This window comes from Spirochaetia bacterium (assembly GCA_022482625.1).
Classification (GTDB): domain Bacteria; phylum Spirochaetota; class Spirochaetia; order Sphaerochaetales; family Sphaerochaetaceae; genus Pleomorphochaeta.
On sequence record JAKVOU010000001.1, the window covers coordinates 2,052,443 to 2,076,983 of the forward strand.

Below are 24,541 nucleotides of genomic sequence, written 5' to 3' on the forward strand. Positions count from 1 at the left end.
GCAGAAAAGAGCATGGCAATAACAAACAAACGATTTTAGACCTTTTCCTTAAAATTCAAAAGAAGGCTATAGCGGCTCCCTTTACGCTTTGTCTATAGCCCTGTATAGTTTGCAGTATGAATATTGAAACCATAAGTGATACCGTCCACAAAATCATTTTCAGTGATAACAGTGAACTGTTGTTGGTCGGTACTGCACATATATCCAAAGAAAGTGTCAATGAAGTCAAAACATGGTTTGATGACTATGGGCCTGACCATGTCTGTATAGAACTTGATAAAACCCGCTATTCAACAAAAAAGGATGAAAAGAGCTGGTCAGAAACCTCAATAACAAAAGTCCTTAAAGAAGGAAAAGGTTTCCTGTTACTTGCAAATATGGCCCTTGCATCCTTTCAGAAAAGAATGGGCAAGCAGACAGGTTCAAAGCCTGGTGAAGAAATTCTTGGTGCTGCACATTTGGCAGAAGAAAGAGAAATACCCTTTTCCTTCTGTGATCGCGAAATTCAGACTACATTCAGAAGAGCTTGGAGAAAATCAAATTTCTGGAACAAATGCAAACTCTTGGGAGCATTGCTTTCTGCGGCCCTCAGCAGGGAAGAAATAAGCGAACAAGAACTTGAAAAACTCAAGCAAGCAGATGTCATGGAAACAATGCTTGAGGAGATGGCAAAGGAACTCCCAACTATCAAGGAAGTCTTGATTGATGAAAGGGACAAATACCTTGCGACAAGCATGTTCATGGCACCAGGTAAAAAGAAACTCGGAGTCATCGGTGCAGGACACACAAAAGGAATCCTCGAAACCTTACAATTGCTTGACGAAAAGAAGATTTCAATTGATACGGCAGAACTTTGTCAGGTACCCCCAGGAGGTAAAACTGGCAAAATATTAAAATGGATTATACCTGCAGCTATCATTGCAATTATTGCTGCAGGGTTCATTCACGCAGGATGGAACCAAGGTCTTAAGATGTTTGTCTATTGGATATTGGTAAATGCAATATTTACCGGTATAGGAGGCATTATCAGCCTTGCCCACCCGTTGAATATCCTTATCAGCATGGCAGCAGCTCCTTTTACAAGTCTCAATCCGACAATTGGAGTCGGCATAGTTTCTGGACTTCTTGAGCTTAAGTTTAAAAAACCTAAAGTCACTGATCTCAACAATATAAGTGAAGATGCTCTTTCTTTGAAAGGATGGTACCATAACAGAACCTTACATGCACTTCTTGTTTTCTTTTTTTGTAGCCTAGGTTCTGCCATCGGGACATTCATTGGATTCCCCGTGTTGCTTAGGTTTTTTGCCTGAGCAATACGGTCCCATCATACAGAACTTCTCTTCTTTTAAAAACTGAGTTCGCATTCTTCAATAGCTTGCCTTATGTTCCGACAGATTTTTAATCCATCAGACGACTTCACCTTGGAACCAAAAGGGAGCAGGACCTCTTTATAAGCCATTTCCTGCGCAGCTTTTATCCTTTTGTCAGCGAAACCGACAGGTCGTACTTCACCAGCAAGACTGATTTCACCGAAGCTGATACTCTTGCCGCCAAGACTTTTCCCTGACAAAGAGGACCATAAAGCCAAAGCAAGAGGAAGTTCTATGGAAACTTCATTGAGTTTCATACCACCACCCACATTGACATAGAGATCTTGATCTGACAAATGGATGCCAGCATGCCGTTCCAAGACTGCAGCAACCCTTGTCACTCTTGCACTATCTATTCGGTCGCTATAGATTCTTGAATATCCATTTTTAGCGGGTATTGCCAAAGCCTGTATCTCAACAATAAAAGTTCTCGTTCCCTCAACAACTGCTGTAAAAGATATACCCGGAGGTAAAGTGCCTTCTGGCCTTTGGTTCAGGAAAAACCCTGCAGGGTTTTCAACAACTTCAAGTCCTTTTTCCGTCATCAGAAAAATACCAATCTCATCGACAGAACCAAAACGATTTTTTGTTGCCCTTAACATTCGGACTCCACTACCACTTTGTTCAAAATATAATACGGTATCAACCAAATGTTCTACAATTTTTGGTCCAGCAATTGTTCCATCCTTCGTAACATGGCCAATAAGGAAAAGAGAACAACCTAATTTTTTTGTAAGTCCGATCAAAGCCATTGCACAACCTCTCATTTGATTTGGAGAGCCGGCAGGAGAAGGAATATCAACAGAAGACAAAGTTTGCAAAGAATCAATGATCAAAAGGGAAGGTTGGACCTTTTCTATTATTTGTACCAACATCTCTAATCGTGTATCGTTGAAAAAAACAATTGAATTTTCATGTAAACAAAGACGTTGAGCACGAAGTTTTACCTGCGAAGGACTCTCTTCGCCACTAACATAAAGAGTTTTTCTTACCGTACTGCAGTTGGCTGCAACCTGAAGCATCAAAGTTGATTTACCTATTCCCGGTTCACCGCCGACCAATACAGCAGACCCTTCCATCATACCCCCGCCCATAACTCGATCAAGTTCACTTAATCCAGTAGAAAATCTATAATTATTTGCAAATTTTACTTCATTTAAAAGCATTGGTTCACTTTCTGCGGAAAGATCTACCCTTTTGCCTATTTTTTCTTCTTCTGGAATATATTCTTCCTGAAAAGTATTCCATCCCCCACAATCAGGACATCTTCCCAACCATTTGGGCTCAATTCTTCCACATTTACTACAGACATACTGTACTTTTTTCCCTTTCACAAAAGCCTCCTATATCCAGAAAAAAGGAATCCTTTGCAATGGTTGCCTAAGGATTCCTCATAAAAGAAATATTTTTCTACCCTAATTTAAAAAGCTAATAATTCTACTTCAAAGATTAAGGTTGCATTCGGAGGAATTACTCCAGGATAGCCATAGGAACCATATCCAAGTTCAGGAGGAATAATCAATACTCTTTTTTCTCCTTTCGTCATGGTCTTCAATGCTTCATTCCACCCTTCAATCACTTGTCCTATGGCAAATTGAGCCGGAGAACCTCGCTTAATCGAAGAATCAAAAAGCGTTCCATCCATAAGTCGGCCTTCATAATGGACTGTAACAGTCTGTCCCTGACGCGGACTCTTGCCACCTTTACCTTCTTTTAAAACAACATACTGCAATCCTGATTCTGTCATAATGGCGTCAGGCCATTTTTCTTTAATCTTCTTCTCTTGTTCTGCTTTCTCTTTTTCTTCTGCTTCCTGCGATTTTTTCAAAGCTGCATCAACAAAGTTCTTGAATGTTTCACGTGAAACATTGAAACCTGTTGCTTTTTCTCCCACTCTTTTAATTTTTACAGTTTTTATCTTATCTCCCTGCTTAATAGAATTCACTACATCCTGACCATCGACCACATGTCCAAAAACCGTATGCTTATCATTCAGCCATTCGGTCTTGACATGTGTAATAAAAAACTGACTGCCATTCGTACCAGGTCCAGCATTGGCCATTGCAAGAACACCAGGGCCATCATGCCTGAGGGTTGAGTCAAATTCATCTGGAAAAGTATAACCTGGGCCTCCTGTGCCATTTCCCAAAGGACAGCCTCCCTGAATCATAAAATTGTCAATGACACGGTGGAATGTCAAACCGTCATAAAAAGGTTTACCTTCATTTTTTTTATTCAATGTCCCTTCAGCCAAACCGATAAAGTTAGAAACTGTCATTGGACATTTTTCATATTCAAGGCTTAAAGTAATAAGGCCCTTATCTGTATCCATCAAAGCATAAATGCCATTTCCTAATTCTCCACTCATTGATATCTCCTATACTTCAAACAAATCACTACCCGGTGACAATATTTGATAAATCCTTTCTAATTCTTCACTGCTTTTATAGGCAATGGTTATTTTCCCTTTATCCAAAGATCCTTTTATTTCTACTTTACAACCTAAAGCTTGGATATACTTTTCTTGAATGTCATGCAGGTCAGGATCCAGGCCAACTTGACCTCCCTTTTCTTTATCATCCTTTTTTGTGTTTTTGCCTTTTTTCCCTTGGTTAAGATCAGCGGCCAACTTCTCTGCTTCGCGTACAGAAAGATGTTTCTCCCTGAGATTCTTTAGCATAAGAATCCGATCCGCAGGATTAACAAGAGAAAGGAAAGCTCTTGCATGTCCGGCACTATATGTACCTTCAATGATACCCTGCTGCACTTCCTCCGGCAATTGAAGCAAACGCAAGCTATTCGTTATTGTTGAACGACTCTTCCCGAGTTTCTTTGACAGTTCGTCATGGGTAAGAGAAGTTTCCTGAAGGAGATAAGCATATGCATGAGCCTCTTCAATGGCATTGAGATTTTCGCGCTGTATATTTTCTATCAAAGCAACTTCCAATCGTTGCATATCTGAAAAAGACCTTATAAGAACAGGAATTTTTTTAAGACCTGCAAGTTTTGCTGCTCGATATCTTCTTTCTCCAGCAATAATAGTATATTCTTGTGGAGTAAGTTCTTCAACGATAATCGGTTGGAGTATTCCCTGGTCTTTGATTGAATCAGCTAATTCAAGCAAGGTTTTTTCATCAAAATTTTTTCTAGGTTGATGAGGGTTTGATCGAATCTTCTCAATTTCAATTTCATGAACAACGGCCCCAGAATTTGTTGCAATAGTTCCAGATTTTCCTTCCTCTTCGTTCTCTCCTAGAAGGAAATCAAGAGAATATCCATCTATAAGAGATCCCATTCCCTTGCCAAGCCCTGTCTTTTTTTTAATCGACACGAGCAATCACCTCCTCAGCAAGCTTAACGTAAGCTTTTGTGCCCGCACAGCTTGAATCATATGCAATAACAGGAAGGCCATGAGAAGGCGCTTCAGAAAGTCTGACATTTCTTGGTATCATAGTAGAAAAAACCTTATCTCTGAAATACTGTGAAACATCTTCAACGACTTCATTGGCCAATTTTGTCCTCTTGCTATACATTGTAAAAAGAATTCCCAAAACCTCAAGTTCAGGATTAAGTGACCGACGCAAGCTGGCAATAGTTCTCATCAGCAGGTTAAGTCCCTCCATAGCCAAATATTCACATTGCATCGGGATAATGACATAACGAGCCCAACAAAGCGTATTGACTGTCACAATTCCCAACGAAGGAGGACAATCCCCAAGAATAAAGTCAAAATGATCATCCAAAGGAGCAAGAGCCTTCTTGACAAAAAAATTACGTTCATCTTCATCAACAAGTTCCACATTCAAACCGGCGATATCAACACTTCCGGCAAGCAAATATAAATTTTTCATACTGCTGCTCTGGCAGGCATCAAGGGCATTGACCTGTGCTGTAATGACTTCATAGGTCCCTGCTGCCTTTGCATCTCCCGAAACAGAACTGGTCAAATTTCCTTGGGCATCAAAATCGACCAGCAATACCTTCTTGCCCATTCTCGCCAAGGACGCACCAAGATTAACCACGCTGGTGGTTTTTCCGACGCCGCCTTTCTGATTCAAAAAAATAATCCTGACCGCACTCATACTTGCATGATAAAAGATAAATCATTTTCTGTCAGCAATAAAAAAACAATAATGTATAAAAAAGAAAAGAAAGGGAAATACAATCATATCTGTTGACGCAACGGTAATTGTCGAGTATTTTTTTAATACCTAGGAGAAAACAATGGAAGAAAAAGTTGTTGAAGCTATTGAGGCAATCCGCCCTTCCCTACAGAATGATGGGGGCGATGTTACTTTTGTCAAAATGGAAGGAAAGACTGTTTTTGTAGAACTAGTTGGTTCTTGCGCAGGGTGTCCATTATCACAGATGACGCTCAAGGGCGGAATAGAACGCTATCTTAAAGAAAAAGTCGATCCAGAAATAATCGTAGAAAACATCAACATGATGTAATTGATTTTTATCATTTGGATAGGCACAGAAACCCTGTGCCTATTTTTTATTTTTTTGCTATACAAATTCAAAAACATGGCGTACCATATAAATGTCTTCTGTTACTTACTAAATCGGCCCCCTTTCTGAACCAAAGAATCCTGCCAAGATTCTTAACGCATAGATTTCAGAAAGGGGAGTTTTTTTACAAGCCATTTTCAAATTACGCAAACCTCTGTCTTCCCCCCCTTTTCCTTCATCGGTTTCACGTGAAACATCTTAAATATTTTAGCCTTGGTTGGTTAATCTCCATAAAAGATACTTAAGCTATCATTTTTACTATAATTAATTTTATTTATTTTATTATAACAAAATAAATTAATGTATTTTCTATAATATAAATGTTTCTACATAAAGTTACAGATAACAATAAAGAAGATTACTTTTCAAACAGTAACTAATAAACAAAAAGCCTGCTATTTGTAGACTTTAGCAGGCTTTTTAGGTAAATATATTACTTTTTTATTTTATTATTCTTTATTTTCTTCCTCTATAAGACTTTGTTCGGCCTTGTCTTCTGCCAAAGTTTCACTTTCACTTTCGTTTTCTTCTTCTTCAACGGAAGTTTCTGCTATTGCTACAATCTTATCTTCAACAGATTTCAAAGTCACGACCTTTACTCCGATAGCATTTCTCCCAAGGATATTGATATCTCGGATATGGACTCTTACTGTCTGTCCAAACATAGTAACCATCACTATATCATTCTCATCATTGACCGCCAAAGCAGTAACAATCCTTCCTGTCTGTTGGTTAAGTCTATAAATCTTCTGTCCTTTGGTTCCTCTGCCATGTGTAACGAATTCTTCAAAACGGACCTGCTTTCCTTGCCCGTTCTCTGTAACCATCATGATACGCTTCTCTTCATCTACCTTGATAAGCCCGGTAACTTCATCACTTTCACAAAGCCGAATACCACGGACACCATGGGTAGCACGACCATTTTCCCTTACATCAGCAACATTGAAACGCAAGCCAAGTCCATCAGCCGTCACAAGCATTACATCATTATCTTCATGTACAAGTTCACATTGCAACAATTCATCGCCCTCGTCCAGCAAGACTCCACGGATACCCCTCTTCTTTGCATTGACAAACATATCAAGCCGGGTTCTCTTCACAACACCAAGTTTTGTCGCCATCATAAGGAAAGTCTCTTCATCAAAGTCCTTGAAATTGATGATTGTTGTTATTTTCTCTCCGCCGGCAAGTTGAAGCAGTGTCTTGATACTTACACCCTTGGCATATCTGCTGGCCTCAGGAATTTCAAAGACCTTTGTATAGTAGACAAGCCCCTCGTTAGTAACAAACAGCACATACTCATGGGTAGAAGCAATGAACATATGTTCAACAAAATCACCATCCTGGAGCTTTGCAGTCTTTATACCCTTACCCCTTCTTCCTTGGGCCTTGTATTCATCAACAGGGATTCTCTTTGCAAAACCCTTGTTACTGATAAGAACAACGACTTCTTCATCCTTTATGAAATCCTCAACCTGGCTTTCATCAAGTTCTCGGGTCATTATAGCAGTCATTCTCTTGTCTTTCGGACAAAGCGTATCTGCCATAGACCTGGTTTCACCCGAGACAACAGCAAGAATTTTCTTCTCATCTGCAAGCAAATCCTTGTAATAGGTAATCTTTTGTTCAAGATCTGCCAATTCCTCAAGGATCTTTGAAGCTTCCATGTGAGACAATCTTCCAAGTTTCATATCTATGATAGCTTGTGCCTGTATCTGGTCCAAAGCAAAACGGGCTATAAGGCTATCACAGGCAACGGAATTGTTTTCAGACCGTTTGATAATCGCAATGATTTCATCAATATTATCCAACCCGATCTTGAGACCTTCAAGGATATGCGCCCTTTCCTGAGCCTTCCGCAAATCATACCTTGTACGTCTGGTAACGACTTCTTCCCTATGCTTGATATAGTAATGCAGCATCTGCTTCAAATTAAGAAGCATCGGTTTCCCGTCAACCAAGGCAAGATTATTGACATTGAAATTCGACTGCAAAGCCGTTCTGGCAAATAGATGGTTGAGCACAACCAATGGTTCAGCCCCTTGTTTCAGTATAACAACAATCCTTATGCCATTCCTATCCGATTCATCCCTGACCGAAGCTATATTAGGGATAGCATTGTCCTTTCTGTACTGATCAATTTTTTTTACAAGTTCAGCCTTGTTGACCTGATAAGGAATTTCCGTAAACACAATCTGGTCATGTCCATGTACTTGGTTTTCAATCTCATATTGAGAACGTATTATTACCTTCCCTCTGCCTGTAGAAAAAGCATCACGTATCCCCTTAAGCCCACAGATAATACCTCCTGTAGGGAAATCAGGCCCCTTGATATAATTCAACATCAATTCATCTATGGTAATGTCAGGATTCTTGATAAGGGCATCAATTGCATCACAGATTTCCTTTAGGTTATGTGGAGGCATGTTGGTAGCCATACCGACAGCGATGCCGCTAGAACCATTGGCAAGCATGAACGGGAAAGACGCAGGAAGGACTGTCGGTTCGCTAAGGGAATCGTCATAGTTCGGTCCAAAATCTACCGTATCTTTGCCGATATCAGTAAGCATAGCCTCACCGATACGGCTCATCTTTGCTTCTGTATATCGCATAGCTGCAGGAGGATCTCCATCAACGGACCCAAAGTTACCCTGCGGAGCTACAACAGGATATCTAAGAGAAAAATCCTGTGCCAGACGTACCAAAGCATCATATACTGAAGCATCTCCATGTGGATGATACTTACCTAGTACATCTCCTACGATCCTGGCACTCTTTTTGTAGGCTCCGTTATATTTCAACCCCATCTCATACATATCAAAAAGGATTCTTCTATGTACAGGTTTCAGCCCGTCCCTTACATCAGGCAGGGCTCGGCTGACAATGACGGACATCGCATAATTGAGATACGACTCTTTCATTTCCTTCGAAACATCTGCTACAATGATGTTTTCCTTGTTCTGTTCTATTTTCTGCTCATCGTCCATGCTGTTTTTCCTCATACATCCAAATTAGCGACATACGTTGCATTTGCTTCAATGAATTCACGTCGTGGTGTAACATCCTCACCCATAAGCATGGAGAAAACCCTATCAGCTTCCTCTGCATCAGACAGGTGAATCTGGCTGATTTTCCTTGTCGCAGGATTCATTGTTGTTTCCCAAAGTTGGTCAGGATTCATTTCACCGAGACCTTTGTAACGCTGGATGGCAACGCCTTTTGATGTATCAGAGATATTATTCTCTTCAAGTATCCTAACCCTTTCCTTTTCGTCGTAGGCATAGAAAATTTTCTTGTTTATCGTAATCTTATACAAAGGAGGCATGGCAAAGTACACATACCCGGCTTCGATCAGCGGACGCATATATCTAAAAAAGAAAGTCAGCAAAAGAGTACGAATATGTGAACCATCGACATCAGCATCAGCCATGATAATTACCTTGTGATAACGAACCTTGTCGATATCGAAGGTACTGTCCGGATCCTCATCCGGGGACTCATCCTCAATGCTGTTGTTATATCTGGTAATACCAGCTCCGATCGTCTGTATGACAGGCTGAAGCTTGTCATTGCCGATCACCTTGAATTCAGGAGCCTTTTCCACGTTGAGCATTTTTCCCCAAAGAGGAAGAATAGCCTGTATGGTCCGGTCCCGACCTTGTTTGGCAGAGCCACCTGCACTGTCTCCCTCGACTATGAAGACCTCACATTTTGCAGGATCTTTTTCCGAACAGTTGGCAAGCTTACCCGGCAATCCTCCTGTATCATTCTTTTTTCTAATCTGTTCGCGGGCTTTCCTGGCAGCAATCCTTCCTTGTGCAGCACTTATGATCTTGTTGAGGATTGTTTCTGAAATGGCAGGATATTCATCAAGATAATTGCCAAGCTTCTCGTATACAAGAGACTGTACGAATCCCTGTACAGAAGAATTGCCAAGTTTCATTTTCGTCTGTCCCTCAAACTGGGGTTCCGGCATTTTTACAGAAACAATTGCAGTCAATCCCTCTGCAATATCTGCAGGGTCCAACTTATCATCAAACTTCTTCAGAAGCTTGGTATTCTTCTGAAGCTGGTTGTTTATTGTCCTGGAAAGACCGCTTTTGAAACCAGAAAGATGTGTACCACCTTCCCTCGTGTTGATATTGTTGACGAAGGTAAGAATCTTCTGATCATACTTGTCGTTGTACTGCATCGCAACTTCAACCCGTATGTTATCTTTTTCACCCTCAAAATCAATTGGTTTTTCATGCAGTATGTGTTTATATTCATTAAGGTAGCTCACAAACTGAGAAAGCCCACCTTCTGCATGGTAGCGTTCTTCCTTTTGCTTTTCCTTGTCTCTCCGATCATATACTTCAATGGAAATACCCTTGTTGAGAAAAGCCAGTTCCTTGAACCTGTTAGAAAGTATTTCATAGTCAAAGGAATTTCTTTCCATAATAGTAAAATCAGGCGTAAAACTTACTATTGTCCCTGTCCGGTCTGTGTGTCCGAACTTTGAAACAGGAGCTTCAGGAATACCCTTGTGATATACCTGACGGAATATATCAGGCGCCCTGTATACTCTGACTTCCATCCAATCAGACAATGCATTTACACAGGAAACACCGACTCCATGAAGCCCTCCGGAAACCTTATAGGCATTTTTGTCAAATTTCCCTCCGGCATGTAATTGGGTCAATACAACTTCCAATGTACTTTTCTTTTCCGTAGGATGCATTTCTACCGGAATACCACGTCCGTTGTCTTCTACAGTACAGACTTCCCTACCAAGATCATCAATATCGAAAAAGACTTTGATATCCGTGCAGAAGCCCGCCATTGCTTCATCAATACTATTGTCAACGACCTCATAGACAAGATGATGCAAACCATCAATACCTGTTGAACCAATATACATGCCAGGTCTCTTCCTGACTGCTTCAAGACCCTTCAGAACTTGTATATTGCCAGCACCATATGCTTCAATCTTACCTTCGGGTTTTTGCATGTCATGATGTTCATCAGGCATGATAGACTCATTCTCCTTGATACCTTCAACCATAAATATATCCTTGTATGATAATGAAAATTAATTATAAGATTAATCTGATTCATTATACCATGTGAAGCATATTGTTACAACTCGAATCAGAGCTTGGAAAGCTTATCATCATCAGAAATTCCAGCCTTATTAAAATTTTTCAAGTAAGTCGACAACATATCGTAACTTTTACCTGCATCAACTTTCTGTAGGCAATATCCATCAACATTTTTTTACTTGCATGCAAAAGCCCTTACCGTTACACTGTCATCATGATTACTCCAGAAGACGACTACGCTTCCTATTGGGACCGAGCACTTCAACTCTTGAAGGAAAGCATACCGAAAAACGAAGCCGATACATGGCTCTCGAAGATGGCTTATGTTCGTTCAGAAGAAGGAAAGCTGTTCATTGCAGTATCAAGCAAGTTTACTATGGACTATATCAAACGAAAATACAAAGATACTCTCACAAAAGACCTCTGCGAAATGGCAGGACAAGTAATCAGTATCCAATTCGAAATACATTCCTCACATGAACTGAACCAACTTATAAGGAAAAGGTCTGGACAGGCAGACGAAGCAAGGAAAGAAACTGACCCAATAAATATATTGACGAAAATAAGCCAAGAAAGCCAAGTCTATCCTGACAAGACAGAAAATCTTGAAAATAAAACTGATATCAGTTCAATTCTTTCCGTGGATGATGACGGAAAAATTAAAAAAAAACAATTGAAAAACGTAGATCCAAATATGGAAAGAAGAGAAGCAAGCAACCTTACGGCAAGGTATACTTTCGATGCTTTCGTTCCAGGAGACAACAGCTCTTTTGCTTATAACGCAGCTACGGTAATTGCAAAAAACCCAGGAGTGAATTTCAATCCTTGCCTTATCTACGGAGGAGTAGGACTTGGAAAAACACATCTTCTGCAATCAATAGGAAATTATATAATCGATCATAATGCAAGACAGAAAGTAGTATATGTCACTGCAGAAATGTTTACAAACGAATTTATCGAAGCAATAAAAACCGGACAGACACAACAATTCAAAAACAAGTTCAGAAAAGTAAACGTGCTGCTTATCGATGACATACATTTTCTCTCTGGAAAAAGCAGCACTCAAGAAGAACTGTTCCATACTTTCAATGATCTATATGAAACAAAAAGACAAATGGTCTTTACTTGTGACCGGCCTATTTCAGAACTGAAAGATATCACAGAACGATTGAAATCAAGATTTGAAAGAGGCCTGAACGTTGATCTCCAACCACCGAAATATGAAACGAAATTTGCCATACTCAAGAAAAAATGTGAAGAACAAAGAACTCAGCTACCTGATGCAATACTCGATTATCTGTGTAATAGCATCAACACAAATGTAAGGGACCTTGAGGCCGCATTGCTGAAACTCACAGCATATTCTTCTTTGTTGAAAGAGCATATGACTCTTGAAAAAGCTCAAAAGCTAATCGGAATAATGCCCACCACAATGGGTACTTCTTCTGTTGTGCAGACAATAACCGTTGATACGATAATCAAAGTTACTGCTGAACATTTCAAGGTATCGCCATATGATCTCAAAGGGAAAAAACGAACTAAAAGATTCGTTATACCACGACAGGTTGCAATGTATCTTTCAAGAGAAATGACCGTATATTCCACTACAGAAATCGGTACGGATTTCGGAAGGGACCATACGACAGTCATGCATGCAATAGAAAGAATTGAAAGCCTTACAAAAACAGATACAGAACTTGAAAAAATAATCAATTCAATAAAAGTTGAAATATTAAATTTTAAAAATAATTAAGAAAATAACAAAAGAAAAACAATTTTTTTTCCTTTTCCTGTGGATAAACTGTGCATAAGTTGTGCATATCCTGTTGATATATTGTGGATATCTTGTGCATAACTTAAAATCTTAACTAAAGATACCTGTGCATAACCTGTGGAAAAGCTGTGGAAAGCCTGTGGATAAAAAATACACCTGTGGAAAGCCTGTGGATATTTCACACATCTATGCACAGGATATACACAGCCTATCCACAAGAACTTAAACAATTATTTTTTTCATATCAATAAATTAAAAAAGTTATCCACATATCCACAGGTCCTATTACTATTATTATTACTTTTTTATATAATCAGTAGACAAGGAGACAAAGATGAAGTTTATTTGTGAAAAGGAAACCTTACTCACTTCAATCGGACAAGCAAAGGAATTCACTACATCAAGAAGTTCCCTTTCCATAAGTTCTAACGTTTTTCTAAAAACAGTACAGAATTCTTTGGAATTAAGAACAACAGACAATAACCTGGGATTTGTTACCTATATAAATGTCAAGACCATAGAAGAAGGTGAAACTACAGTTGACTGTGAAAGGCTTCTTGATGTACTGAAAGGCTTCAGTGACATATCTGATATAATCGCAGAAACAAAGGAAGACATTCTCATTGTACAGCCTGGTGGAAACTCTGAAAAGAAATTCAACTTTGATCTCAAGACTATCGAATCTTCTGAATTTCCAACGATGAAAAATGCAGATGACCTTACCTTCTTTGATTTCAATTCTGCAGATTTGACTGATATGATAAAACAGACAAGTTTCGCAGTAAGCACTGATGAAACCAGACGCTTCCTCTGTGGTCTTTTTATGCATAGGACCGAAACAGGCATAAACATGGTTGCTACAGACGGCAAACGTCTTTCTATCGTCGAACGAAAAATCAGTGAAGAAATTCCTTTGTTTCCTCCAGCAATCATTCCGAACAAATTCATAGGTTGCCTAAAAAGATTTCTTTCCTCTGATGCGAAGTTGGAACTTGCAATAACCGATAACCTCATCGGTGCAAGAATAAACGAAAATATCTTTATCTATTCAGCTCTGGTAAACGGTACTTTTCCAAAATATAACAAGATTATCCCTGGTGAACAAAAGAACAAATGTATCCTCAATATTTCTGATATGAAGGATGCTATAAATAGGGTTTCCATTTTTGTTCTTGATAAATCAAATAAAATTTATCTACAGTTAAGGGAAAATAAATTGACCATTTCAAGTGATGTTACCGATCAGGGAAAGGCTTCAGAAATACTTGAATGTGACTATAGCGGCGAATCCTGTGATATTGCAATCAACTACGAATATCTGATCAATCCTCTCAACGTAATGGAAGGTGAATATTTCTCGTTGAATTTTGATTCTCCCGAAAGGTCCATAAAACTGATTCCGGAAACAGGCTCCCACGATTACTTCCATATCGTCATGCCTATTCAGCAGATTTAATGCGTATCCTCCGTATTGTCACAAAGTCTTTTAGGAATCTTTCCTTGCAGGAAGGAATCGATACGGATGCGCAACAAGTACTGCTGATTGGAGAGAATGGACAAGGAAAAACAAATTTTCTTGAAGCAATATATGTACTTTGCTATGCTTCTTCCTTCAGAACCAATAATCTGAAGGAACTTGTTTCATATGGGAAAAAGGAGGTTTCTCTTTCTGCTCTTTTCATAGATGACAATGGAGAAAAAAGAAAAATCCATTTCAAAATAGCAAAAGGCAAGAAGGAAATTGTCCTTGACGGTAAAGTCATACATGATCGAAAACAGTTGATGTATACTATTCCTTGTATTGTTTTTTCACATGACGACATTGATTTTATCAGAGGTGTACCTGAAGCAAGAAGAAAATATTTCAATCAGACAATGAGCATGTATGATCCTGTTTTCTTTGATGACTTGCGTAGATATAACAGGATTCTCAGGCAGAGAAATGTTTATCTTAAAAGCGGCAAGACTGATTTGCTTGATATCTATGACCGGATGCTTTGTGAAATCGGTCTTTCCCTTATGAAGAAAAGAAAAGAAACCGTGGAAGATATGAACGGACTTTTTTCTTCTTTATATGAAAGAGTCTCGTCCCTTTCGGGTATAAGTCTTCTGTATCAGCCTTCTTGGAAAAATTGCAGCACGATAGAAGAAGCTATGGAAGAACTGAAAAGAAACAGGGAACGTGACTTGAAATTTCAGATTACAAATACAGGTATCCACCGTGATAATTTTTCTGTTATTTCAAATAATGGTGCACTTTCTTCTTTTGGTTCTACGGGACAACAGCGACTGGCATCACTTGTGCTCCGTGCAACCCAGAGCAAATTCTTCCAAGAGAAGACAGGAAGAAAACCTGTATTGCTCATTGACGATGTTCTTTTGGAGTTGGATAATCAAAAAAGAAGTATTTTTCTTTCTTTGCTTGAAGGCTATAGTCAAGCTTTCTTTACTTTTCTGCCTGAGGAATCATATTTCAAGGAAAAGCAGACAGAATATCAGTTGATGCTTGATGTAAGAAATGGAGAATTGATGCAGCATGTCTGATGATGAAGAGAGGGTGTGTATCAATGATGCAGTACCAGGTAGTGAAATAGTAAAGCTTATATTGTCCAGACTCCGCGTAGAAGATTCTGGAGAACAAGGACTGATTTTGCATTGGCAGGATATCGTAGGCAAGACGTTAGCAGAACATGTACGTATCTATGAAAGAAAATATGATACACTTGTCTTGATAGCGGATCATCCAGCATGGAACCAAAAATTTGAATTTTCAAAGAAAAGAATTCTAAAAAGAATCAATGCTGATTACCCTAAGCTTTTAGTCAAGTCAATACAGATAATTACAAAATAGGAATGTTTCCTTATATGAATACCAAGAAGGAAAACAATATGTCCACGTTGTTCAGGTATTGACGGATATTTACTTGCTCTGTATACTAAGCCACTCAGAGGGTATGTGCCCTTTTAAAAAGAAGACTATGCCGCGAAAGCGATGAAATTTTGGAGATATTGCCATGAGTTACAAAGGTAAGAGAACGTATCAGCCAAGTAAGATGAAGAGAAACAGGAAGTTTGGATTTCGTGCCCGCATGGCTACCTATGGCGGAAGGGCAGTCCTTGCACGCCGCAGAGCAAAAGGTAGACATAAATTGACTGTCAGCGATGAGAAAAAACCTTACTAAGCTTGAGATAATCAGAAAAAAACCAGACATCGACAAAGTTTTCAGACGAGGGCAATCAGTCTCATGCCGTGGTATGAAGCTGATTACTGCACCAAATGGACTTGAATTTAGCCGAATAATCGTAATTCCTGTAAAACATTATGGAAATTCTGTAGAGAGGAATAGAATACGACGGCAGGTAAAAGAATTCTGGAGATGTAGTAAAGAGTATTTGATGTCTGGTTTTGATTTTGTTTTTTTGGTATATCCAGGAAAGGTCTCTGACCATGACAAGCAAGTGAAGAAACTCATTAATCTCTGTGTTGAAGCCGGGGTGTATCTTTCGATACCGGAAAAATAGCACTGTTCATATTCCCTTGATATTTCTTTTTTGTCTTCCTGAACTATTATACCAAAGATGTATAATACAGGAGAAAACACGTGGACAAAAACACAGTTCTGGCAATTGTATTGTTTTTTGTTGTCATAACGGGGAGCATGTTGATACAGTCGACATTTTTTTCCCCATCTGTGGATGAGCAAGTAGCAACAGAGACTACTGCGGGAAAAACGACAGAGGTACCTACAGAGGTAGCAGAAAGCCAAAGTACAAACGATTTTTCTTCTGATTCTTTTGCTTCTGTTCCTTCTGCTTCAGCTTGGAATTCTGGTTTGTCTGGTTCCTTTACTGCTGTTGATGATAGTGCAAAGAACATGCAATTTCATTATGAAACCAATGTTTTTGATGTCACTTTTGATACAGCCGGAGCTTCCATAGCTTCCTTGAAGCTGAAAAATCATAAGTCAATAGATGGTTCTTCCGTTGATTTGATTTTCAATGGTAATACAGGAAAGAATGCTTTCCTTATGTATGCAGGCGATGATAGGACGAATCCTATTGATTGTCCATTCTCCTATAAGGTAGAGAAAAACAAGGTTATCTTTACCAAAACTTTTGCCATGATCAAGGATGACGGAACAAAGGGCAATACCTTTACTTTGACCAAGACCTATACATTCGGTGAGGATGATTATCTTTTTCAGATTGACATACAGAACGTCAACAGTGTGAACAAGGCGTTGCCACTTGATTTCGGAAACAATGCCTATACATTGGCTTTTGAACCCCAAGTAGGACCTTCCTTTACCTCAATGCCGAACAACAACTATTCATATCGTCGTTTTTATTATATGAAAGATGGTGCCAAGAAGAAAACGACAGTCAAGCTTTCTGATAAAAAATTCTCTACTGATGACTATCTTACATGGGGTGCCGTAGTAGGAAAATATTTCTCTATCATTGCAATTCCTGATGCTACGAAATACCATGTGACAATGGTCCAGGATAGCGATGTCGGCAATGTGGTGCAGACAGATTCTATGTACTGGACACGTCCTGCTGTCAAGAGTGCTTCCAAGACAGATACTTTCCGATTCTATTGTGGTCCGCAGCTGAAGGAAGCAATGAGGATATATGATAACAAGAATGACAATGCCTTCGGGTTGTCAGGTCTGAAACTTGAAGGAGCTCTTGAAACTTCTGCTTGGCTAGGCTGGCTTGAAGCATTCCTCATGCTTTGCCTCAATCTTATCTATAAGATTATACCTAATTATGGTATTGCCATCATTGTCATTACTATTCTGTTGAAATTGGCAACAAATCCCCTGACAAAAAAGAGTACCGAAAGTTCAGCAAAAATGGCTCAACTCAGTCCGCAGATAAAGGAACTACAGGATAAGTATTCAAATAATCCTGACAAACTCAACAAGGAAATGTCTGAACTATATCAGAAAGAGCATATCAATCCTGTAAGCGGCTGTTTGCCTATGCTCATTCAATTTCCGATTTTGATTGCTTTCTATGGTTTGCTGAACAGGCATTTTGAATTGAGAGGAGCTATGTTCATCCCTGGGTGGATCCCAGATCTTTCCCAGCCTGATACCGTACTTACTTTTAAATTTATTATTCCTTTCATTGGCAATCAGTTACATCTGTTACCGATAATCTATACCGTCAGCATGATCTATTCTATGAAAATGACACAGGCAAGCCAGGGTGAAGCTGCAGGACAGACTGCTTCAATGATGAAATTCATGACCTATGGCATGCCGTTGATTTTCTTCTTTGTCCTTTACAGTGCTCCTTCTGGTCTGTTGCTGTATTGGTCCGTCATGAACCTTGTTACGATGATTCAGCAGGCTTATGCCAATTCAAAGCTGAAGAAGAAAGAAGTTTCAGGAAAATCCAACAAGACTTTCAAGATCGAAAACAAAAAGAATAAAAAGAAGTGAATCAGGGAAGGGAAAGAGCTTGTATATTTCCCTTCCTTTTTTGCAATGGAAAATTATCTGCAGAGAACAGTAAATGCTATTCTTCTGCAACGGAGAAAAATATGACTAAAGAATTTGAAGGGCGTACGGAGGCCGAGGCAATAGCGAAAGCTGTTGAAGAGCTTCAAATCGAGCGTGAAGATTTTGATGTGGAGGTCCTGGAGCCTGTAAGAAAGGGATTGTTTAAGAAAAATGTCCATATCAGAATTCATTATGCTGATGGAGGCAACGAAGCTGTTGAAGCTGTTGCTGCCGTACCTGCTGAAAAGAAGGACAATGAAGATGTACCTTGTACCGTAAATGATGATTTGGAAAAGGAAGTAATTACTTTCTTGACAAATGTCCTGGAAAAGATGGGGTATCAAAGCAATGTAAGCGTGGATTATCGAAAGGAAAACAAGCTTGGATTGAAAATTGACAGTGATTATTCTTCCATAATCATTGGTAGAAAAGGCAAAAACCTGGATGCATTGCAATTGCTTTCAAATGTATTTGCCGGAAAAATTGATCCGGATTTGAAGATCATCGTAGATAGTGAAAATTATCGAGTACGTCATGAAGAGCAAATTGTCAGGATTGCTTTCAAGACTGCCGAGCAAGTTTCCCATAGTGGTCGTTCAAGGCTTCTTGAACCGATGAATCCGTTTGAACGCAGGTTAGTACATACGGCACTCAATGATTTTGAGGGTGTAACGACTAAGAGTGAAGGAGACGGTCTGTATAAGCAGATACGAGTAATTCCTACAAAATAAAAGAGAAGAGATAGATAAAGGGAAGGAGTTTCCGTCCTTCCCTTTTATTTTTCTCTATTGAATTTCTATCAACAAGCAGAAACAAATAATTACATTTTCAAGGTAATAATCTGTTCCCAAGGTGCTTGTTCATGACAGAAATGGCCATAGTTATCATATGCCCTATAGATAGGTCTCAGAAGGTCAAAGGTTTTGATGATACCTGATGGAGTAAGATCAAAGTTCTTTTCAATGATTTCTTCCAATTTGCTGTTATCCAGTTTTCCTGTACCAAAAGAATCTACAAGAATAGATACGGGCTTAGGTACACCTATTGCATAAGCCAGTTCAACTTCGCAACGGGAACACAGTTTGTTTGCAACAAGGTTTTTGGCCACATGACGTGCCATGTAAGCTGCACTTCTGTCCACTTTTGAAGGGTCTTTTCCAGAAAAAGCACCACCGCCATGTCTGCCCATGCCACCATAGGTATCCACAATGATTTTTCTTCCTGTAAGGCCGGTATCACCTGCAGGACCTCCGACGCAGAAACGTCCGGTAGGATTTATGAAGAATTCTGTGTCAGCATCCAGGAGGCCAGTAGGATCAAGAATAGGATGGATGACATTTTCCAGCAGATATGCCTCCAAGAATTCTCTTGTTATATTTTCTTTGTGCTGATGGCTCATGACGACATTGGTGATCCTTACAGGTTTGTTGTCTTTATCATATTCGATTGATACCTGGCTTTTTGAATCAGGGCGTAGAAATGGTGCCTTGCCTGTTTTTCTCAATTCAGTAGCTTTCTGCAACAGTTTATGAGAGTACATGATAGGTGCCGGCATGAGCTGTTCTGTTTCATCACAAGCATAGCCGAACATCATGCCTTGGTCTCCTGCTCCTTGTGCTCCGAACAAGCTCGTAGAAGCGGTGACTCCCAGAGAAATATCAGGGCTCTGGGAATGTATCAGGTTGGTTATCTGTACGGTTTCTGCATCAAAGCCACAACCAGGTTCTGTATAGCCGATATCGCTGATTACACTTCTGATCAGAGAATCGATATCAAATTTAGCTTTTGTGGTTATCTCGCCTGCAACAACGACCGTATCGGTTGTAACAAGGGTTTCACAGGCAACACGGGAAGCCGGGTCCTGAGACAGACAGGCATCGAGTATGGCATCACTGATCTGATCGCATACTTTGTCAGGATGTCCTTCACTTACGCTTTCCGAAGTGAAGACATGATTGTTTTTGTGTTGGATCATTGTTTGTCCTTCCTTATTTTTGATAAACTGGGAAGAAGGTTACAGAGGCTGTATGTGCAGTCCCTCCCTTTTTAGCAGTTTGCTTTTTACGTCCGCAAGCCGGGAGGCTATCAAATCGACGTTAGACTCAATATACTGATAATGGTTGTAAATGCCTATGGTCAGATTATTGAGAATGTGTAACAATTTGATAGAGAAATTTAGGTGTTGACACAAATTGCCATATAAAAGTGTAGTAGTTTTTTCTCGCATGTAGCTGTATGTTCTGTATGTTGAAAGGAGAGGTGGCTGATGTATATGTATAGAATCAAGGGTGGAAAACAAATCAAAGGGACAGTAACCATCAGTGGAAATAAAAATGCAGCCCTTCCTTGCCTTGCTGCGACATTGCTGACTGATGAACCTGTTATACTTGAGAATATACCTGATGTAGAAGATATCCGTCTTATGTGTGCTCTCCTTGAGGATCTCGGTTCGAAAATTGAACTAATCGGACATGGTAGGATTCGTATTACAAGTGGAAAAAGGCAAGGTAAGCCAGATCCTCTTAAAGTCAAGGCTATAAGAGCTTCTATTCTTCTTGTCGGTCCGTTGCTTGCTTTGCAACATGAAGTGGAATTACCACCACCAGGTGGAGATGTTATCGGAGTTCGTCGAGTCGATACCCATTTCCATGGATTTGAAAGCCTTGGAGCAAGCTGTAAGGCTCAGGATGGTTTGCTTATATTTGAAGCAAAAGAACTGAAGGGAACTGAAATTTTCCTTGATGAAGCTTCTGTGACTGCAACAGAAAACTTATTGCTTTGCTGTGCCTTGCTTGAAGATCGTTCGGTACTATTCAATTGTGCCTGTGAACCTCATGTACAGGATCTCTGCCGGATGCTGCAGCTGATGGGATGTACCATCGATGGGATTGGATCAAATCTCATTTGCATTACAGGAAAAAAACAATTGAAAGGATGTACCTTTTCCATCGGATGCGATTACATGGAAGTAGGGACGATGATCGGGCTTGCTGTTGCCACGGGAGGGGAAGTTTCTATAAAAGGAATTACAGGCAAGCACATCGGAAGTGTCCTTGCAAATGGTTTTTCTAAGCTTGGAGTTGTCTTTGAAAGGAAAGATGATGAGCTTTTTGTTCCTTCTTCCCTTTGCCGAAAGATTCCGACAGGTCTGGATGGTGGTACGAACAAGATAGATGACGCTCCTTGGCCAGGATTTCCTTCCGATTTGCTTTCTATCCTTACGGTCTGTGCTACACAGTTGGATGGCTCTGTCCTGATGCATGAAAAAATGTTTGAATCCCGGATGTTTTTTGTTGATTGGTTGATAAGAATGGGTGCTGATATCGTACTTTGCGATCCTCACCGTGCTGTAGTAAAGGGTCCTTGCAAACTTCAACCTACGGCCATGACAAGTCCTGATGTACGGGCTGGTATGGCTCTTGTCATAGCGGCTGCGTGCAGCAATGGAGTTTCTACGATTGACAATGTCTATCAGATTGAACGGGGATACGAAGATATTGTCGGCAAGCTTCGTCAGCTTGGTGTCGATATTTCACGAGAACCTTGTCTGTTTGGATGAGAGGGAAGCTTCTTTTTTGTCTGGGAAAATGAATTGTCGGCCAAAGAAAAAAATCCCGTTACCATGAATATTAGTATGGGAGAATGCTAAAAGGTAGTAATAATATTGGATAGCAATGCTATTGAAAGCTATATAAACGATATAAAAAATGCCAAAAAGAAAATTACTTGTGGATAACTTTGGTATGGGAATAACAAACCAAATCTAACATACTAGTGAACACATGTTTAGATATTTAATAATTATTTACAATAAAAGGAAATAAATATTATTTCTTCATAGATATGTATTTATATTTAAAGGGCGGTAAAAATTAAATTTTAGGGTATATGTATGATGCAATTCCTATGCCATTTACAACTATTTATCCACAAGTTTCAGAAACCTTTGTGGATAACTTCAGGTCTCTGTTGGAAAAGAAAATTAAATTTTTCTTGTTTTGTTGTTTTCTTGTAACAAAGTCTGGACAGAGCTCAGTGCATATATTGCAGCAGTTTCTGCACGCAATATATTTGTCTTGAGAAGTATCGGAATTCCTCCATTGGATAGCAAATGGATACATTCATCATCGGAAAGCCCTCCTTCAGACCCTATAAGCAAGGCCAAGGGGCGCTCTATCGGATAGTCCTGCAGTACTTCACTCAACGATAGCTGACCTTTCAGACTTTTCTGATGGAAGAAAAGCAAAGTTCCTTTTTTGTTCCAGAAAGACGGAAGTTCCATCAGAGGAATTACATCATTTAGTTTTGTATCCTTCAGTGATCCTGATTGCTGTATGGCTTCCTTTATTATTGCTCCGTAACGTTCTGAATTGTTATCTTTCTTTGAAATGCAAAAACGGCTTTGCACGAAGGTAATAGAGTCTACTCCTATTTCTGTTGCCATACGAAGTATGGTTTCATTTTTTTTCCCTTTGCAGAGACATTGGAAAAGATGTAGATTCGGCAAATTCTCATTTTCTTCCGGCAACTCATCTGTACTATTACCATTCTTGATGTCGGCAAGAGGGGCGACGAATGAAAGAACAGCTGTTTTTATCGGATGACTTGAGAGTCATCTGCCATAGCAAACCTTTTGGTCCCTTTGCAATGATTTTGCTTCCTGGTTTCAATCGCAGGACCTTGATTAAATAGCGGCTGTCATTTCCCCTGATCGTCAGATAATGTTCACCGGAAAAAGACGGAGGAAGGACATAGAGTCTCATTTTGTTCCTTTTTCGAGAAAATCTACGGCTTTTATGAGGACAGGATCATAATCCAGGTCATATACTGGTCGGTCGGAATAATCCATTTCGTAAAGATATTCATTGCGTATGAGCAGGCAAAGCGTATCATGGTCAAGCACAGAATCTGCATGCAACTTGGCAAATTTCTCAATGTTTTCCTTTGTATAATCGGAATTTTCCTTGATGAAATCAGAAAGTACATTGTCGTTTCTCAAATCCATCATTGCTTGAAGTTGCTTTTCGTCGTAATCTTTTTCTGGTACTTCAATATCAGGTTGTATACCCTTTTTATGGATGTCTTTTCCGCTTGGTGTGTAATAGTGGGCTATCGTAACCTGGAGATATCCACCATTGAACGGCAGGACTTGCTGCTCTATGCCTTTGCCGAAGGTTTTTGAACCGATGACTGTTGCCCTTCCATTGTCTCTCAATGCGCCTGTAAGAATTTCTGAAGCAGAAGCTGTTCCTCCATTGACCAAAATTACGACAGGCAGGTCCCTTGGTACTGTGACGCCCTTTCCTGAATAGATTTCTGAGGGTTCCTTTGACACCTTTCCATTGTATCTTTCGCTCATGATCAATTTATGATCAAGGAATAGATCTGCTATGTCCTTGCAACTCTGGACATCGCCACCACCATTGTTCCGAAGGTCGATGACAAGGGCATCGATATTTTCTTCCAGTATATCTTTCAAAGCTTCTGTTGCCTGCTGGGATGTCTGGGAGGTAAACTGATTTATGATGAGATAACCAATATGTCCATGTATGACGGCTTTTTCAACAGTCGGGGTCTTGACGACAGCTCTTGTTACCGTAACCTTGAAGCTTTTTTCGCCTCTCCAGATAGTAAGTTCTACCTTTGTTCCTGCTTTGCCCCTGAGCTGTTTTGAGGCTTCGTTTGCCGTAAGGTCATCGACTGGTTTTCCGTCTATTTCCCCAATCAGATCTCCTGCCCGTAGACCTGCACGTTCAGTCGGTCCTCCAGGAAACGGCGAGGTTATTTTTATCATGTAGGTTTCTTTGTCGGAAGCCTTTTTCATGGAGGGATCATATTTTATCAGATAGGTACCGATACCTTCATATATACCTGTGATGTTTTCTTTGTAGTCTTCTGCATCTTCTTCAGGGACAAAGAATGAATATTCATCTCCGATTGAGGCAACAAGGGCTTTTGTCATGTCATCCATTGCCTTCTTGCTGTCCAATGGATTCAAGGATATCTGATCCAAAACCCTGTAGAGGTATTCCAGATTGTTAAAGTTGTTTGTTATGACATTTGAAGTTGCTTTTTCTTCTTCCGAATATGTACTCTGTTGCGTTGCAAGAGAAGAACTTCCTCCTGCAAAAAGCAAACAAGGGGAAAGAAGCATCAATACCACTATGATTTTTCTGATTCTGTCCATAATTTGAATAATACACCAAAATATCCTGCTTTGTCATAGAAAAATCAATTTTATCTGTAGAATAGATAGGAGTTTCCTATGGTGTAAAGAATACCTGTTGACCT

21 protein-coding genes are annotated in these 24,541 nt (G+C 39.7%); 11 read left to right on the top strand and 10 right to left on the bottom strand.

The genetic code is table 11. The annotated features are described in order from the left end of the window. The first annotated feature begins 116 nt into the window (after window positions 1-116). Entirely contained in the window at window positions 117-1,310 is a 1,194-nt protein-coding gene (locus tag LKE40_09330) for a TraB/GumN family protein (protein ID MCH3917645.1), read from the top strand. A gap of 35 nt (window positions 1,311-1,345) precedes the next feature. On the opposite strand, the gene radA is transcribed toward LKE40_09330, so the two are convergent. The 4 genes from radA to LKE40_09350 all read right to left on the bottom strand — a co-directional run bounded on the left by radA (window position 1,346) and on the right by LKE40_09350 (window position 5,452). Further along, window positions 1,346-2,704: a DNA repair protein RadA gene (radA, locus tag LKE40_09335; protein ID MCH3917646.1), complete on the bottom strand. Its 1,359-nt coding sequence runs from the start codon at window positions 2,702-2,704 to the stop codon at window positions 1,346-1,348. A gap of 86 nt (window positions 2,705-2,790) precedes the next feature. Further along, window positions 2,791-3,738, bottom strand: a complete 948-nt coding sequence (locus tag LKE40_09340) for a peptidylprolyl isomerase (GenBank protein ID MCH3917647.1) — start codon at window positions 3,736-3,738, stop codon at window positions 2,791-2,793. 9 nt (window positions 3,739-3,747) lie between these two features. Beyond that, the gene (locus tag LKE40_09345; protein ID MCH3917648.1) at window positions 3,748-4,701 is read right to left on the bottom strand and encodes a ParB/RepB/Spo0J family partition protein; all 954 of its coding nucleotides are present in this window, start codon (window positions 4,699-4,701) and stop codon (window positions 3,748-3,750) included. Further along, entirely contained in the window at window positions 4,691-5,452 is a 762-nt protein-coding gene (locus LKE40_09350; GenBank protein MCH3917649.1) for a ParA family protein, read from the bottom strand. Before LKE40_09350 ends, LKE40_09345 begins: the two co-directional genes overlap by 11 nt. Window positions 5,453-5,594: 142 nt before the next feature. Here LKE40_09350 and LKE40_09355 point away from each other — a divergent pair, with 142 nt between their 5' ends. Continuing rightward, window positions 5,595-5,822, top strand: coding sequence for a NifU family protein (locus LKE40_09355; GenBank protein MCH3917650.1), 228 nt, complete (start codon window positions 5,595-5,597; stop codon window positions 5,820-5,822). A gap of 509 nt (window positions 5,823-6,331) precedes the next feature. Here the strand turns inward: LKE40_09355 and gyrA are convergent. Further along, window positions 6,332-8,803 carry a DNA topoisomerase (ATP-hydrolyzing) subunit A gene (gene gyrA, locus LKE40_09360; protein ID MCH3917651.1) on the bottom strand — a complete coding sequence of 824 codons (2,472 nt, stop codon included), beginning with the start codon at window positions 8,801-8,803 and terminating at the stop codon, window positions 6,332-6,334. A 77-nt stretch (window positions 8,804-8,880) separates the two neighbouring features. Further along, a complete protein-coding gene (gene gyrB, locus LKE40_09365) occupies window positions 8,881-10,872 on the bottom strand; it encodes a DNA topoisomerase (ATP-hydrolyzing) subunit B (protein MCH3917652.1) in 1,992 nt (663 codons plus the stop codon). 305 nt (window positions 10,873-11,177) lie between these two features. Between gyrB and dnaA the strand changes: the two genes are divergently transcribed. The 8 genes from dnaA (at window position 11,178) to LKE40_09405 (ending at window position 18,981) form a co-directional block, all read left to right on the top strand. After that, a complete protein-coding gene (gene dnaA, locus LKE40_09370; GenBank protein ID MCH3917653.1) occupies window positions 11,178-12,716 on the top strand; it encodes a chromosomal replication initiator protein DnaA in 1,539 nt (512 codons plus the stop codon). A gap of 355 nt (window positions 12,717-13,071) precedes the next feature. Continuing rightward, complete coding sequence (gene dnaN / locus LKE40_09375) at window positions 13,072-14,193, top strand: DNA polymerase III subunit beta (protein ID MCH3917654.1); 1,122 nt, start codon at window positions 13,072-13,074, stop codon at window positions 14,191-14,193. A gap of 44 nt (window positions 14,194-14,237) precedes the next feature. Beyond that, entirely contained in the window at window positions 14,238-15,281 is a 1,044-nt protein-coding gene (gene recF / locus LKE40_09380; protein ID MCH3917655.1) for a DNA replication and repair protein RecF, read from the top strand. Beyond that, complete coding sequence (locus tag LKE40_09385; GenBank protein MCH3917656.1) at window positions 15,274-15,588, top strand: DUF721 domain-containing protein; 315 nt, start codon at window positions 15,274-15,276, stop codon at window positions 15,586-15,588. The genes recF and LKE40_09385 overlap by 8 nt, the downstream gene beginning before the upstream one ends. A 163-nt stretch (window positions 15,589-15,751) precedes the next feature. Continuing rightward, window positions 15,752-15,919: a 50S ribosomal protein L34 gene (gene rpmH, locus LKE40_09390; GenBank protein ID MCH3917657.1), complete on the top strand. Its 168-nt coding sequence runs from the start codon at window positions 15,752-15,754 to the stop codon at window positions 15,917-15,919. Next, window positions 15,900-16,259, top strand: coding sequence for a ribonuclease P protein component (rnpA, locus tag LKE40_09395; protein ID MCH3917658.1), 360 nt, complete (start codon window positions 15,900-15,902; stop codon window positions 16,257-16,259). The genes rpmH and rnpA overlap by 20 nt, the downstream gene beginning before the upstream one ends. An 80-nt stretch (window positions 16,260-16,339) precedes the next feature. Beyond that, window positions 16,340-18,190 carry a membrane protein insertase YidC gene (gene yidC, locus LKE40_09400; GenBank protein ID MCH3917659.1) on the top strand — a complete coding sequence of 617 codons (1,851 nt, stop codon included), beginning with the start codon at window positions 16,340-16,342 and terminating at the stop codon, window positions 18,188-18,190. A 101-nt stretch (window positions 18,191-18,291) separates the two neighbouring features. Further along, window positions 18,292-18,981: a protein jag gene (locus LKE40_09405; GenBank protein ID MCH3917660.1), complete on the top strand. Its 690-nt coding sequence runs from the start codon at window positions 18,292-18,294 to the stop codon at window positions 18,979-18,981. 89 nt (window positions 18,982-19,070) lie between these two features. Here the strand turns inward: LKE40_09405 and metK are convergent, their stop codons facing one another. Beyond that, window positions 19,071-20,225: a methionine adenosyltransferase gene (metK, locus tag LKE40_09410; GenBank protein ID MCH3917661.1), complete on the bottom strand. Its 1,155-nt coding sequence runs from the start codon at window positions 20,223-20,225 to the stop codon at window positions 19,071-19,073. A gap of 291 nt (window positions 20,226-20,516) precedes the next feature. Between metK and murA the strand changes: the two genes are divergently transcribed. Beyond that, window positions 20,517-21,809: a UDP-N-acetylglucosamine 1-carboxyvinyltransferase gene (gene murA / locus LKE40_09415; protein MCH3917662.1), complete on the top strand. Its 1,293-nt coding sequence runs from the start codon at window positions 20,517-20,519 to the stop codon at window positions 21,807-21,809. 423 nt (window positions 21,810-22,232) lie between these two features. On the opposite strand, the gene LKE40_09420 is transcribed toward murA, so the two are convergent. From LKE40_09420 to LKE40_09430, 3 genes are read right to left on the bottom strand one after another with little or no spacing between them, the layout of a single operon-like run. Next, window positions 22,233-22,778, bottom strand: coding sequence for an RsmE family RNA methyltransferase (locus LKE40_09420; protein MCH3917663.1), 546 nt, complete (start codon window positions 22,776-22,778; stop codon window positions 22,233-22,235). Between the two features lie 13 nt (window positions 22,779-22,791). Continuing rightward, entirely contained in the window at window positions 22,792-23,013 is a 222-nt protein-coding gene (locus LKE40_09425) for a 16S rRNA (uracil(1498)-N(3))-methyltransferase (protein ID MCH3917664.1), read from the bottom strand. After that, complete coding sequence (locus LKE40_09430) at window positions 23,010-24,437, bottom strand: S41 family peptidase (protein MCH3917665.1); 1,428 nt, start codon at window positions 24,435-24,437, stop codon at window positions 23,010-23,012. Before LKE40_09430 ends, LKE40_09425 begins: the two co-directional genes overlap by 4 nt. Between the last annotated feature and the right edge of the window lie 104 nt (window positions 24,438-24,541).

Bases quoted from the DNA above. Each gene is read 5' to 3' on its own strand.
- LKE40_09330 (MCH3917645.1), top strand. From the start codon at position 117: ATGAATATTGAAACCATAAGTGATACCGTCCACAAAATCATTTTCAGT.
- LKE40_09340 (MCH3917647.1), bottom strand. From the start codon at position 3,738: ATGAGTGGAGAATTAGGAAATGGCATTTATGCTTTGATGGATACAGAT.
- LKE40_09350 (MCH3917649.1), bottom strand. From the start codon at position 5,452: ATGAGTGCGGTCAGGATTATTTTTTTGAATCAGAAAGGCGGCGTCGGA.
- LKE40_09355 (MCH3917650.1), top strand. From the start codon at position 5,595: ATGGAAGAAAAAGTTGTTGAAGCTATTGAGGCAATCCGCCCTTCCCTA.
- gyrA (MCH3917651.1), bottom strand. From the start codon at position 8,803: ATGAAAGAGTCGTATCTCAATTATGCGATGTCCGTCATTGTCAGCCGA.
- gyrB (MCH3917652.1), bottom strand. From the start codon at position 10,872: ATGCAAAAACCCGAAGGTAAGATTGAAGCATATGGTGCTGGCAATATA.
- dnaA (MCH3917653.1), top strand. From the start codon at position 11,178: ATGATTACTCCAGAAGACGACTACGCTTCCTATTGGGACCGAGCACTT.
- dnaN (MCH3917654.1), top strand. From the start codon at position 13,072: ATGAAGTTTATTTGTGAAAAGGAAACCTTACTCACTTCAATCGGACAA.
- LKE40_09385 (MCH3917656.1), top strand. From the start codon at position 15,274: ATGTCTGATGATGAAGAGAGGGTGTGTATCAATGATGCAGTACCAGGT.
- rpmH (MCH3917657.1), top strand. From the start codon at position 15,752: ATGAGTTACAAAGGTAAGAGAACGTATCAGCCAAGTAAGATGAAGAGA.
- rnpA (MCH3917658.1), top strand. From the start codon at position 15,900: ATGAGAAAAAACCTTACTAAGCTTGAGATAATCAGAAAAAAACCAGAC.
- LKE40_09405 (MCH3917660.1), top strand. From the start codon at position 18,292: ATGACTAAAGAATTTGAAGGGCGTACGGAGGCCGAGGCAATAGCGAAA.
- metK (MCH3917661.1), bottom strand. From the start codon at position 20,225: ATGATCCAACACAAAAACAATCATGTCTTCACTTCGGAAAGCGTAAGT.
- murA (MCH3917662.1), top strand. From the start codon at position 20,517: ATGTATATGTATAGAATCAAGGGTGGAAAACAAATCAAAGGGACAGTA.
- LKE40_09425 (MCH3917664.1), bottom strand. From the start codon at position 23,013: ATGAGACTCTATGTCCTTCCTCCGTCTTTTTCCGGTGAACATTATCTG.
- LKE40_09430 (MCH3917665.1), bottom strand. From the start codon at position 24,437: ATGGACAGAATCAGAAAAATCATAGTGGTATTGATGCTTCTTTCCCCT.